Below are 12,071 nucleotides of genomic sequence, written 5' to 3'. Positions count from 1 at the left end.
CTAAGCGATGTTTTTCAATACAACGGTGACCCATTCGTCATGTTGACTTTCTTTTTCTACTTGGAAGCCTGCCTGTTCAAATGTAGCGATGACAGCTTCCCGATTCCATTCGACAATTCCCGAGAGAATCAACGTTCCTTCAGGTGCCATTCGCTCCGTAATCATCGGAAGCATCGCGACATTTTCATCGCCCCCGATGTTGACCAGAATGACATCAGCTTGGTCAGGCAATTGAGACTTCACTGCGTCCTCGCTCGCATCCCCAATGACGACTTGTACAGCGCGGTCAGGAAGATGGTTATTGGTCGCATTGACGAGAACCTGATACTCGCTTTGCGGATTAATGTCCACTGCCCATACAGGATGCTTCGCTCCATTCAAGGCGCAGTACAAAGAGAGAATTCCTGAGCCAGCTCCTACATCAATGACTTGCTTACCCTCCAGATCCATTTCTTGCAAAAACAAAAGAATATCCTGCGTCGTTCCATGATAGCCGGTTCCGAAGGCTGCACCTGGATCGATCCATAGGATATGCCGAGCCGACTCCAACGCTGCCGGGTCCGTCCACGTTGGTGCCACCCACCAGTCACCTATTTTGACTTCCCGGAACTCCTCTTTCCACGAATCATTTTCCTCCGCTACGAGTTCTACTTCTTTTATAGTGACTTGTCCATTCCACCGCTGAATGTAGGTTTTCAGAAGGGATACATGCTTCTCTTCACGATCATGCTGGGGTTCAAACAAATAGCCAACAAGTGGACCCTCCGTATTTTCTGCATAATCATATCCATTTTCCGTTGTCAGTACTTCGATTTGCGGTTCGATCCAGCCAAGCGTGTAGGAGCTGGTCAAAACCTCTGCCACAAACAAATCCTCAATCTCTGGTTCCACTAGTAATGTGTATTTGAGCCACATGCTTTCCATGATGAAAAATGCTCCTTCCCTTTTGCTGTTATTCGCCCCTATTCTTGCGGACATCTATTCACTCATATGTGGATGGCAAGGATGATAGAGAACATGGTATGATAATAGAATGGACTATCACAACCGCAGGGAGGCTTACCATGTTTGACGAATTTTTTTACCGTCGCCGCAAAAACAAGGGACTTTTCATCGTCATGATTGCCCTTATCGTTCTTGGCATCGGCATGTTCGGTATGGGTTTCCTCTATATGTTCTCGTAAGTCGGAACAACATCATTATACCCTACGAACCGTGCTGCACCCACTGTATCTGTCCAAACAATTGGGGCGTGAAGTTTTCTACTGTGGTTGCTTTACTTCCCCTTGTTTACTCGATTATACTTGAGAATGTATTTTTCCTGTACGTTTGATATAGAAAGAAGGTTCACTCCATGTCGCGAATTCTCATCTCCGGGTACTACGGCTTTAATAATGCCGGAGACGATGTGGTCCTGTACGGCATCATCAGCTCTCTTAAGCGGGAACAACCAAATATCTCTCTGGCCGTCTTGTCCAATCAGCCTGATCGGACTGCGGAACTGTTCGGGATTGAAGCCTATAACCGCTGGAGCTTTGGAACCATCGTCCGCGAGCTTTCGCGAAGTGACATGCTGGTGATGGGCGGAGGTACACTGATGCAGGATGTAACCAGTCCGCGCAGTGTCCTCTACTATTTGGGCATCGTCACCATTGCCAAGCTTTTAGGTAAACCCGTGGTCTTTTACGCGCAAGGGTTTGGACCCATCCTCAAATCGCTCAGTCGCACGATGATTAAACGCGTGGTGAATCACGTCAACATCATCACGGTTCGCGACTACGAATCAGGGGAGGACTTCAAAGCCTGCGGTGTAAAAAAAGCCCCTATCTATATAACAGCTGACCCTGCTCTGACGATATCCCCAGACGACATTGCAGATCAACGGGGAAAAGAGCTGCTCCATGGTATGTTTGATGATCCTTCCAAGCCTTTGGTCGCCATCTCTGTCCGGGACTGGAAGCAGGAACAGCAATTCAAACAGAAGATAGCCCGAGCAGCAGATTGGTTTATCATGCGCGGATGGAATGTTCTCTTCCTGCCGATGCATGTCCCTAGTGATTTGGCACCGTCCCAGGAAATCATGGACCAGATGAGCCAACCAGGAGCACGTCTTCTCGATGCACCTGTGACTTTTCATGATATTATGTCGGTACTGAAGCAATGCAACTACGTCGTAGGAATGCGGCTTCACTCTCTTATTCTTGCGTGCATGCTGCGAATCCCTTTTATCGGCATCTCCTACGATCCCAAAATCGATCGATTCGTTGAACGCGCTGGAATGCCGAATGCTGGTCATATTACTGAACTCGATGAAACTACACTTTTGACCTTGCTCGCTGAAAGACTGGACAACCTCGATCACGAAATTGATGTGGTAACGAAGCATTCCCATCTGTTAGCGATCGAAGCTTCCAAAAGCAGTGAACTTGTTCTACAGGCGCTACGTAAATAAGGCTGACCTGGAAAGAAGGACATCATGTCCTTTTTCTTCACAAGTGTTACTTCGTTCGATTATTTCCTCCCCTTCCATTCACATGAGCAAATGTTCTGTGACAAAACGGTTTTGGACATCGGCTGTGGCGGCGGGGGAAAAACCTGCTACTATGCCACCTATGGACCGAAAAAATGATCGGCATCGACATCGTCCCCCACTACGCGGAGGAAGGAAATGAATTCGCGAAGAAAAAAGGACTGGATCATCTCGTCTCCTTCATGACTGGTGATGCCGCGAGAATGGACTTCCCAGACAACACGTTCGATACGATCATCATGAATGACGCGATGGAGCACGTTGGCGAACCGGAAAAGACGCTGGAGGAATGCTTTCGGGTCTTGAAGCCTGGCTGGCATCTCTACATCAATTTTCCGCCGTATTATCATCCATACGGTGCTCATTTGTCAGATGCGATCGGCATTCCTTGGGTGCATGCTCTCTTCTCGGAACAAGCCTTGATTGACGCCTATAAAAAGCTAGTTCGTGACTTGCCAGACGGTTCTGACCGGATTGCTTTCCGTTTCGACAAGCTCCCTGATGGCAGAGATACGATTTCGTACATCAATCGTATGACGATCAAACGGTTTCGAAAAATTCAACAAGGCGTGGTGCAGCCTGCGGTTTACCAGCGAGAGATTCCGTTGCGTAATCAGTTGCAGGCCTTGGCAAAATTGCCTGCTACCCGTGAATTTTTCGTAAAAATGGTCGTATGTGTTTATCAAAAAGCGAAATAAGAAAGATCACATAAAACCCCTTTCTCCACAAACGGAGGAAGGGGTTTTTCGATTTGATTAATCGTTATTCGTATTGGACTTTAACGAAGAAGCCTGCTTCCTCCGAATGAATTTGATAAAGGCGCGCAGCTTGTTTCCGCCTGGCAGCCAATCCAACTCCTTGTCCTCAATAAGTGGAATGAGGATAAGCAGTCCCAGGTAAACGATGAGTCCTACACCGACTCCAGCGACGGTCTCTATCGCTCCCAAAATGCGCACTGGTTCTTTTGCCCTGAACAGGAAATCAATTGCCTCTGTCGCTCCCCAAGCCAGAATCAGCATGAGGTTAGCCACCAGTAATGGATATATGGTATCGAAACGCCAGTTAATCGGTATCGATACGTAACGGTTGATGACTCGCATATTCAGTACGCAGACAAATGCAGTAGCAACCAGCCAAGACAAAGACAAGCCGTCCATACCGAACATCGAGGTAAACACGAGTGTCGCCAGTACTTTTACAATGACACCATACAGCAAATGACGCGCAGGGATTTTTTCTTTGCCGATCCCTTGCAAAATACCGTTTGTAGCAAGCAACAAGGAAAGCGGGATCGCTGTGATGCCTAAAATCGCCATTGCACGCGTGCCTTCCATATCACCATACAACGCCAGATTCGCCCCTTCAGCTACAGCTGTCAGTCCCAGACCGGCAGGTAGACCGATTAGCCAAGCAAAGCGCAGCGAGAGCTTGGTCAAGGTCGTAATCCGTTCCTGATCCTTTTGTCTGATCGCTTCGGCAATGGCAGGGACGATCGAGAGGGCAATCGACGATCCGAACAAGCTCGCCATTTGCAGAAGCGGTCCTCCCCTGCTGTAAATGCCAAACCACGTATCCGCCGTCAAGCCGTCCACATTCCATATGTAGCGGAAGATGTTAATCGCCAGAAAGGAATCCGTCAGGCTGAAAATCGGGATAACTAAAGCGCTGATACAAATTGGCCAGGCAATTCGCCACATCGAAGCGAAGAAGGCACGATCATACCACCAAGTAAGGCGCCCCCACTCAGCCCCACTAAATACGGAATTTTTCCGGTTGTGGAGCCACATGAGCAATGCTAGAAACCCGAGACTCAAAAACGTACTGATCATCGTACCGAAGTTGACTCCGGTAATCACGGTATCCGTATCTTCACCGAGTGACACGAGATACAGGGAAGCTACCAAAATAAATACGACACGCAAGGTCTGCTCCACAATTTGCGAGAGCCCGACAAACAACATTTTTTGATGACCGTAGAAAAAGCCGCGAATAACCGCAATCAAGGGAACGAACAGCAGCGACATAGAAATAGCTCGAATCGGCTCAATCAAATGCGGATTCCCCATGAGCTTTGCGATGAGTGGAGAGCTGACGTACAGGAGCGCAAACAAGACAAATCCGATGGCGCCCATCATGACCATGCTACGGGCCAAAATTTGTCCAATAGAGCCTTGTTTTCCTTCAGCCAATGCCTCTGCAATCACTCTCGATAACGCTACTGGCACACCTGCTGTCGCCAATATGAGAAAGGTCAGGTAGAGAGGATATACTTCCTGATAGAGTCCGAGACCTCTGTCGCCTACTATCTCTTGAAGCGGAATCCGATAAAACATCCCGATAACTTTTGACAAAATCCCCGCTATGGCTAAGATCAACGCTCCCGCGAGAAAATGACTTTTTTTCAACATGGGTAACTCCTTTATTCGTCTCTTTGACTGGATACCCGTGGGGCAGCACCAATCGACATGAACCCACTCTCTATCCTACTATCATTTCCCTCTTCCAGCAAACAGGTATATCGATGGAATTTCGCAGGAATACTGGTGAAAAACAGATTGCATTGATTTTTTAAAATCGTTTGCCTGTGTGATCAGTGAGTAGGAGGGGATATTATGCCCACAACCGGATTTTTGATCCGCCATGTACAGTGGCCGTTAATGGAGGCTTTGAAAGGAAATCGCATCCGTCCTTACATGAAAGAACTGCAAGCAACTCAGCATCTATCTGCCGAAGCGCTTAACGTACAGCAGCGAGAAAAGCTGGTGAAGCTACTCGATCATGCGACACAAAACGTACCAGCTTATACTGCCTTCGCGCCAGACTGGAGCAAAATGCGCGAGATGCCTGAACGTTTTATGCAGCGCATTCCTGTTCTGACCAAAACACACTTTCGGCAAAACGCTGATCAATATTTGAGCCAAGGCCTACAAACAAATAGGCTTATTGAAAATCGTACGGGAGGCTCCACAGGTGAACCTACCCATTTTTATCTCGATCGTCCAACTGTCGAACGATATGAAGCTGCTCGGTGGTTGGGGCTGTCCTGGTACGGGATTCGCATTGGGGACCCATGTGTGATGATCTGGGGCTCTCCACTCGAATTAAACGCCCAGCAAGCTCGCCGCTACCGCTGGAAGGAGCGCTGGTTGAAAAACCGCATGATGATTTCTGCCTATGAACTGGACGAAAGACATTTGGAAGCAAATCTGCGCCTCATCCGGGAATTCCGTCCAGCCTATTTATACGGGTACGCATCCGCACTACATACGCTCGCCATGATGATGCTACGACGCGGCATGACACTCGGAATTCCGCTCAAAGCCGTGGTCTCCACAGCAGAAAGCCTGCACGAACACCACCGGCAAACGATTGCCCAGGCTTTTGATGCGCCTGTTGTAAATGAGTACGGCGCCCGTGACGGCGGAATTATCGCCTATCAATGCAAGGCTGGGAGCATGCATGCCTTTTCCGGAAATTGCTATTTGGAGGTAGTCGATCCAATCACGCATATTCCCGTCTACAAAGGGCACCCGGGAGTACTGCTTGTCACCGACCTACACAATACCGTCATGCCTCGCCTGCGCTATCAATTAGGAGATATCGTCGCGCTTTCGGATTCAGCCTGCTCATGCAATCTCCCTTTTCCACTTCTTGCGTCAATCGACGGCAGAGAAGACGACATGTTCCTATCGCTCAACGGACAGTATGTGCACGGACATTATTTTAATCACATCGTGCGCAATATGGACAGCTTCCGGACATTCCAACTCGTCCAGCATGAGCCGGAGCGACTGAGCCTGCTACTGGTGAAGGAGCCCGAACGTTTTTTGCCTGCCGATGAAGCCAAGCTTTTGGAAGGAATTCGCGCGGCATTAGGTCAAGTGAGCATCCACGTTTCTTACGTAGAGACCATTCCCCCCGCAAGCTCGGGTAAGACTCGCTATGCCATCAGGGAATTCCCGCTTACGAGCGCCCTCCCGCTGGAGTAGACCGCTTGCGTACTTTTTGCAGCAGCTCTGACACAAGTGGCTCGCGGACCAAAATGAGCACCACGAGATATAAAAGAGCCGCACCCATAATCCCTATCGGCAAGTACAACCAGACAGGCAATACGGATAACCAAGGATCGACGAATAAAACAGCACCAGCCATGACTGCGCAGCCCAGAATGGTTTTCCCGGTAGTCATGAGGAAATTCGCTCGTACAGGGCTGCCTACTGCCCTCCATAGCAAAATAAACAGCAGGAGCGCTTGACTGATAGCCGAAACCGCATTAGCTAGGGCAATCCCGCCATGACCAAGCAGTGGAATGAGCAACCAGTTGGCAAGAGCATACACACCGATCCCGATCGCCCCGATTATAACGGGTGTCTTCGTGTTTTCCAGTGCATAAAAGGCGCGAGTCAGCAAGTCTCTCGACGCTAAAAAGAAAAGTCCCACGCCGTAAAACGGCAATGCCCACGCTGTCAAAGCGACAGAATGCTCATCGAACGCACCGCGCTCAAAAGCTAGTCGGATGATAGGCTCTGCGTATAGCGCAAGTCCAACTGTCACTGGCAGCAGCAAAATGAGAAGATAAGCAAGTCCCTTTTGCAGGATTTGCTTCATCTCCGTCATTTCCCCCCGCTTGACATGACTAGCCAAAAGTGGGAATAACGGCAATGTAAACGCCCCGACAAAAATAGCCAGAGGCAATTGCATGATCTGGTTCGCGTTGGCGAGAGCGGAGACGACACCCGTTCCGAGCCCTTCCGCGAAGCCTCGCTCCAAAAAGGTAGTGGCCTGAGCTACAACCGCACCAATTAAAATCGGAATGACGCGCTCGCCCATGCCTTTGAGAGAAGCATCCTCACGCCAAGCGAACGAGAAGCGCTGCTGATAGCCGAATCCGCGCAAAGTAGGAAGAATCGGCAACAGGGCAGCCAAGTAACCGATTGTCGTAGCCATAGCCAATCCAATAGGTCCATACATCGGAACGAGCACATACATGCTGACAATCACCAAAGCCCCATTGACTACCGTGCCAAGCGTCGGTGTAAAGAAATGCTGGTGAGCATTGCAAATACTCGACCACAGCCCTGTTAATCCGATGAAAATAGCTGATGGCCACATCCATTGCAGCATGCTTGCCGTGAGCTCCAATTTCTCACCTGTCAATCCAAACATCGCAGCAAGCTGGTAAGAAAAGACAACCCCTAAAGCAGAGAGCGCAACGAATATACCCAAAATGATCGTGAGCATCTTCTGATACAAGTCATTCGTCCGCTCTCCTTTTTCCATCATGCCGCGCATCGTCGGAATCAGTACAGCATTGACCGCTCCCGGTATGACCAAGAACAGCGTCAGCGGGATCGTTGCCGCGATATTAAACGCATCTGCCTCCATGCCAGTACCGTACAAGCTGGATACATACACACTGCGAAAAAAGCCCAGAAGCCTTCCAACGAGAGTCAGCACGACAATCATGGAAGCAATTTTTAACAAACTCATGTCCACTTTTCTCCTATCTACAAATACCCAAAACTACCTAGTTATCATATCTTATTTCTACCGTTCCTACCAACCTCTTTCCCCCCGGCTTGCTACCGGGTTGCCAGATTCATTATAATAGGTAGGTTAATCCCTACCTGTAGGAGGACTACAATAAAAATGAGAGAAACCGTGTTGAAGTGGGGAAGCCAATCAACTACATGGTTGTATTTGCTGTTGGCCTATCCAGTAATCGATTACGTCTTGAGACAGATTCTACCGATTCCAGTCATATCTTCTTTGTGGGATGAAGGACTGCTCATCGTTCTGATGCTGTTTACGTTTGGAGCCTTCTTGCAATCAAACAGAACGATGCCTGGAATCAAACATTGGCTGGGAGCCTTTTTCGTCCTGGGTGTTGCCATCACGGTGACAGACATGGCGAACTGGGGGGCGACTGTGGAAGGATTCCGCTCTGTCTACCAGTACATCCTCGCCTTTTTCATGGGCTTCTATTTACTGAAGTCGATGGAAGACCTGGACAAGTTCATGAAGGGACTTGTGCTGGTTGGTTTCGTAGCGGCACTGTATGGTGTCTTGCAAGTCATCGTAGGCGTCAAAACACCTGAATCGTGGGTGCAGGAAGGGGAAGCAGTTACAACGCGTGCATTTTCCTTCGTAACGAGCCCGAACGTATTGGGCAGCTATATGGCGTTGGTTACACCGATTGCCGCTGGTCTGTTCATGACAGCGAAGGATCGCAAGCAAAAATGGATTTGGGCCATCGTTGCACTGACCACCGTGCTTGCTTTGCTCTTAACCGGGTCCCGCGGTGCCTGGTTCGCCCTTGCCTTTGCCGTGTTCGTTTGCTTCTACATATGGAACAAACGAGTAGCAGGATACTTGGTGATCGCAGGGATTATCGGGATTGTAGCCCTGTTCTTCGTTCCTGATTCTGTTCCACTTGTCGGAAAAGTTAAAGATCGCATTTTCACGCTGTTTACACCTGAATACTTTGAATCTAGCAGTGAAGGTGGACGCATCGGGCGCTGGGGAAAAGCATACGACAATATGCGTATCGAGCCACTGTTTGGTGTCGGACTCGGTCATCACGGTGGAGCAGTTGCCGCTCGCCATTTCGGTACCATCTATTCAGACAGCTACTTCTTTAAAAGTTTGGCGGAATACGGTCTGATCGGGATCATCCTGTTGATCGGAACCGTGATCACGATGTTCAAATACGGAGCTGGGCTCATCCGCAACATCCAGGGTTCGCCGCACTTTTTTGCGATACTCGGACTGCTGGGCGGATTGATAGCAGTAGCTACCCATAACCTCGTGGAAAACATTTTCGAGGTGCCGTTCATGGCCCTCTATTTCTGGCTGTTTGGCGGCTTCCTCTGCGCATTATTCGTCGACCAGACACAAAACAAAAGGTGGTGAGGGCATGCGCCGGAATCCTATTCTTGAAACGATAAGCTGGGCGCTGTACGCCATTGCCCTGTTTCTGATTTACCATTTGCTCGTGAAACCAGCTTTCCTTGATTTAACGTGGATTGCTGTACTTATTTTCCTGCCACTGCTAGCCTTTTGCTACTTCGTGGTGCATCCGTCGGAACGTCGACAAGTGCTCGTGTTTACCATCGGCTTCTTGCTCTTGGATCGGGCACTGACACGTGTAGACGTGAAAACGACTGCTGCTATCTTGATCGGTGGAGCGATCGCAGTCATCGTGATTGCGCTTCTCGTGAAATGGTACGGGCGTCTCAATTGGCGTGCAGTCGGTTCGTTGGTTCTCATCGCCCTCTTGGCGAATGTAACGTTCAACAGAGATACACTGACTGCACTCAGCAACTTTACCGTGAAATACGAATCTGAGCGTTTGTACAACGGCGATTGGGTGGATTACTTCCCGATCACGCTGCATGATGTCAATGGCGATGGCAGCATGGAGATCATCACGTACGGCAACGCCGAGGAGCTTCCACTGCCTGAAGAAATTGAAAAGCCAGAGACGGAAGAAGAGAAAAAAGCAATGGCGGAGAAGCTGCGCCATTTGCAGGCGGAACCTGTTTCTCTTTATGTCCTGACCTGGAAAGACGGCCAAATGGTGCGGATGCCGAATGATCAGATCCCGGCAGATACCATGGAGATCATCAAGGAAAAATTGCCGACCGATTACCCGGGCTTCCCGTATTACACGATGAAAGACGGTCAATTGGTACCGAATGTACAACGCCAACCATATGCGGAAGGCATGATGCAAATTGGAACAGCACCATATCGTGCGTTTATGCTTGATATGGAAAACATCGCAAATCAGCTGGTAGATAACGCAGGCAGTATGGACGTACGACAAACATTGGGTTCTAAGTACACGGATCTACACATCAAGGATGGTATGCTGACAGGAAACTACGATGGCAAGCCTTTTGGCGGCACAACAAAAGCAACCAAGCTGATGACCACCATGATGCTGCCAGATGGCCGCGAAGGAATCATTGTCATGGGAGAGCACCTGAGTGTACTGTCTGTAGAGCCAGATGGCACATTAACAGAATCGTACACACTGACACGTAAACAGGCCGAATTGGCAACTGGCGAGTTCATTCCTGCCGATATCGACAACGACAAGGTCGATGAGCTGCTCGTAGCAGGCAAGCCATCGTACATCTTGAAGCCAAAACCAGATGGCACGTGGGAAATTTTGTGGGCAAGCGGTGACTACGACAAGAGCTTCCGCTTCTCCAACTTCGCTACCATCGGCAACAACGAAAAGCCTGAGATCGTAGCAAAAGCAAAAAGCTGGGTAAGCACAACGGATTCCCGCTATTTGTCTGGCTATGACTACACACCTGAAGGCTTGAAACAAAACTGGCGCATTTACTTGCCACTGATCAATGTCCAAATCGGCGACATCGATGGCGACAAGCAAAACGAAATCGTGGCCAACATGTTCAATACGCATCGCATTCTCGTGTTTAAGCAGCACAACATTCCAGTATTCGGACTCACGATCGCGCTATTCGTGGGACTCTTGGGATACGGAGTCGTAAGGAGGTTTCGCCATGCGTAAAGCGACGAAAGCATGGACATTGCTCGCTGCCATATGCACAGCCTCCCTACTCGGTGGCTGCACGTATGAATCAGGGACGAAGGCTTTTGCCACTACCAATTTTGACCAGAAGCCGGATCAATCGCCAACGGTCCAAACCGAGTCAGGAGCCGAGTGGTTGAAAACAGCCCTGGAAAAGGGCAAAACGGATAAAGAGGCACAGACCTACTGGTACAAGGGGCATGTGAAAAACACAATCCTGTCTCGTACCACGACGAGTATGTTCAATGGAGCTGTCATCAACGGGAAAGGCTACAATGTGGATGCACGCATCGCGGCCCAGCCGTATTCGTACTATCGAATTAACGACAAACGATATATCAAGGCGAATGAGCAGTTCGTGACCGCTCCAGATGAGCCGCTTGCCTTCGACATATTGAAAGGCTTCGAGGACTGGCTGCCTTTCATGGACAAGGCTGTCCAATTGCCTGACGAAAAAGTTATCGGTGTAGTCAGCGTTCCGTTCCAATTGAAAATGACCGGGGCAGAATGGCTGAAAAATAGCCAAAGTCCACTGTTTGACCCGCTGAAAAAACAACTGGGCGACCGTCCTGATCTGGATTACATCCTGAAGGAATCCACGATCAAAACAACGATTTGGTTCGGCAAGGAAGACCGTCTGATCCACCAGTACGAGACATGGATCATTCTCCCGCTGCCTGAAGCCGGAACGATGGACCAGCAAGTGATGTTCAACCTGTTTAAATACGGCGATACCGGTGGCATTCACATCAAGGAACCGGAAGAAGTAGAGAAATATTTGCTGTACTAAAAAAGCCTGCTACCTTTGCGTGGTAGCAGACTGATCGATACCAATCAGGGCCTGGCGATTATCGACAGGCCCTTTTAGTTTGAAGCAGAAGAAATATATCTGTCACTAAGAAAACCCCGCAGCCTTCATTGAAGTGCACCCCTTAAAGTAGACATTGGAAAAAATCCTACGGTTTACCGATGAAA

The 12,071-nt window shown here is 49.2% G+C and carries 8 protein-coding genes and 1 pseudogene; 6 read left to right on the top strand and 3 right to left on the bottom strand.

The annotated features are described in order from the left end of the window. A complete protein-coding gene (locus tag C7R91_RS20645) occupies positions 1–924 on the bottom strand; it encodes a 50S ribosomal protein L11 methyltransferase (RefSeq protein WP_047071027.1) in 924 nt (307 codons plus the stop codon). A 430-nt stretch (positions 925–1,354) separates the two neighbouring features. Here C7R91_RS20645 and csaB point away from each other — a divergent pair, with 430 nt between their 5' ends. Beyond that, complete coding sequence (gene csaB / locus C7R91_RS20640; protein ID WP_047071025.1) at positions 1,355–2,452, top strand: polysaccharide pyruvyl transferase CsaB; 1,098 nt, start codon at positions 1,355–1,357, stop codon at positions 2,450–2,452. A gap of 51 nt (positions 2,453–2,503) precedes the next feature. Further along, positions 2,504–3,228 (top strand): annotated as a pseudogene (locus tag C7R91_RS20635) (class I SAM-dependent methyltransferase); the annotation flags it as partial. 57 nt (positions 3,229–3,285) lie between these two features. Here the strand turns inward: C7R91_RS20635 and C7R91_RS20630 are convergent. Continuing rightward, positions 3,286–4,938 carry a putative polysaccharide biosynthesis protein gene (locus C7R91_RS20630; RefSeq protein ID WP_047071024.1) on the bottom strand — a complete coding sequence of 551 codons (1,653 nt, stop codon included), beginning with the start codon at positions 4,936–4,938 and terminating at the stop codon, positions 3,286–3,288. Between the two features lie 204 nt (positions 4,939–5,142). Between C7R91_RS20630 and C7R91_RS20625 the strand changes: the two genes are divergently transcribed. Continuing rightward, complete coding sequence (locus tag C7R91_RS20625) at positions 5,143–6,519, top strand: phenylacetate--CoA ligase family protein (protein WP_047071022.1); 1,377 nt, start codon at positions 5,143–5,145, stop codon at positions 6,517–6,519. Here the strand turns inward: C7R91_RS20625 and murJ are convergent. Then, the gene (murJ, locus tag C7R91_RS20620; protein WP_047071021.1) at positions 6,494–8,020 is read right to left on the bottom strand and encodes a murein biosynthesis integral membrane protein MurJ; all 1,527 of its coding nucleotides are present in this window, start codon (positions 8,018–8,020) and stop codon (positions 6,494–6,496) included. The genes C7R91_RS20625 and murJ overlap by 26 nt on opposite strands. Before the next feature lie 159 nt (positions 8,021–8,179). Between murJ and C7R91_RS20615 the strand changes: the two genes are divergently transcribed. The 3 genes from C7R91_RS20615 to C7R91_RS20605 are packed head-to-tail and all read left to right on the top strand — an operon-like array spanning position 8,180 to position 11,886. Further along, positions 8,180–9,442 carry an O-antigen ligase family protein gene (locus tag C7R91_RS20615; RefSeq protein WP_047071020.1) on the top strand — a complete coding sequence of 421 codons (1,263 nt, stop codon included), beginning with the start codon at positions 8,180–8,182 and terminating at the stop codon, positions 9,440–9,442. Positions 9,443–9,446: 4 nt separating this feature from the next. After that, entirely contained in the window at positions 9,447–11,075 is a 1,629-nt protein-coding gene (locus C7R91_RS20610; RefSeq protein ID WP_047071017.1) for a DMT family transporter, read from the top strand. Beyond that, positions 11,068–11,886 carry a hypothetical protein gene (locus C7R91_RS20605; protein WP_047071016.1) on the top strand — a complete coding sequence of 273 codons (819 nt, stop codon included), beginning with the start codon at positions 11,068–11,070 and terminating at the stop codon, positions 11,884–11,886. Before C7R91_RS20610 ends, C7R91_RS20605 begins: the two co-directional genes overlap by 8 nt. Positions 11,887–12,071 lie beyond the last annotated feature (185 nt).

The sequence above is a fragment of the Brevibacillus formosus genome, assembly GCF_003013405.1.
GTDB classification, from domain to species: domain Bacteria; phylum Bacillota; class Bacilli; order Brevibacillales; family Brevibacillaceae; genus Brevibacillus; species Brevibacillus formosus.
This window is presented reverse-complemented; position numbering and strand designations above follow the sequence as displayed.

Excerpts from the sequence above, each read along its gene's own strand:
- C7R91_RS20610 (WP_047071017.1), top strand. The coding sequence starts at position 9,447 with ATGCGCCGGAATCCTATTCTTGAAACGATAAGCTGGGCGCTGTACGCC.
- C7R91_RS20615 (WP_047071020.1), top strand. The coding sequence starts at position 8,180 with ATGAGAGAAACCGTGTTGAAGTGGGGAAGCCAATCAACTACATGGTTG.
- C7R91_RS20605 (WP_047071016.1), top strand. The coding sequence starts at position 11,068 with ATGCGTAAAGCGACGAAAGCATGGACATTGCTCGCTGCCATATGCACA.
- murJ (WP_047071021.1), bottom strand. The coding sequence starts at position 8,020 with ATGAGTTTGTTAAAAATTGCTTCCATGATTGTCGTGCTGACTCTCGTT.
- C7R91_RS20630 (WP_047071024.1), bottom strand. The coding sequence starts at position 4,938 with ATGTTGAAAAAAAGTCATTTTCTCGCGGGAGCGTTGATCTTAGCCATA.
- C7R91_RS20645 (WP_047071027.1), bottom strand. The coding sequence starts at position 924 with ATGGAAAGCATGTGGCTCAAATACACATTACTAGTGGAACCAGAGATT.
- C7R91_RS20625 (WP_047071022.1), top strand. The coding sequence starts at position 5,143 with ATGCCCACAACCGGATTTTTGATCCGCCATGTACAGTGGCCGTTAATG.
- csaB (WP_047071025.1), top strand. The coding sequence starts at position 1,355 with ATGTCGCGAATTCTCATCTCCGGGTACTACGGCTTTAATAATGCCGGA.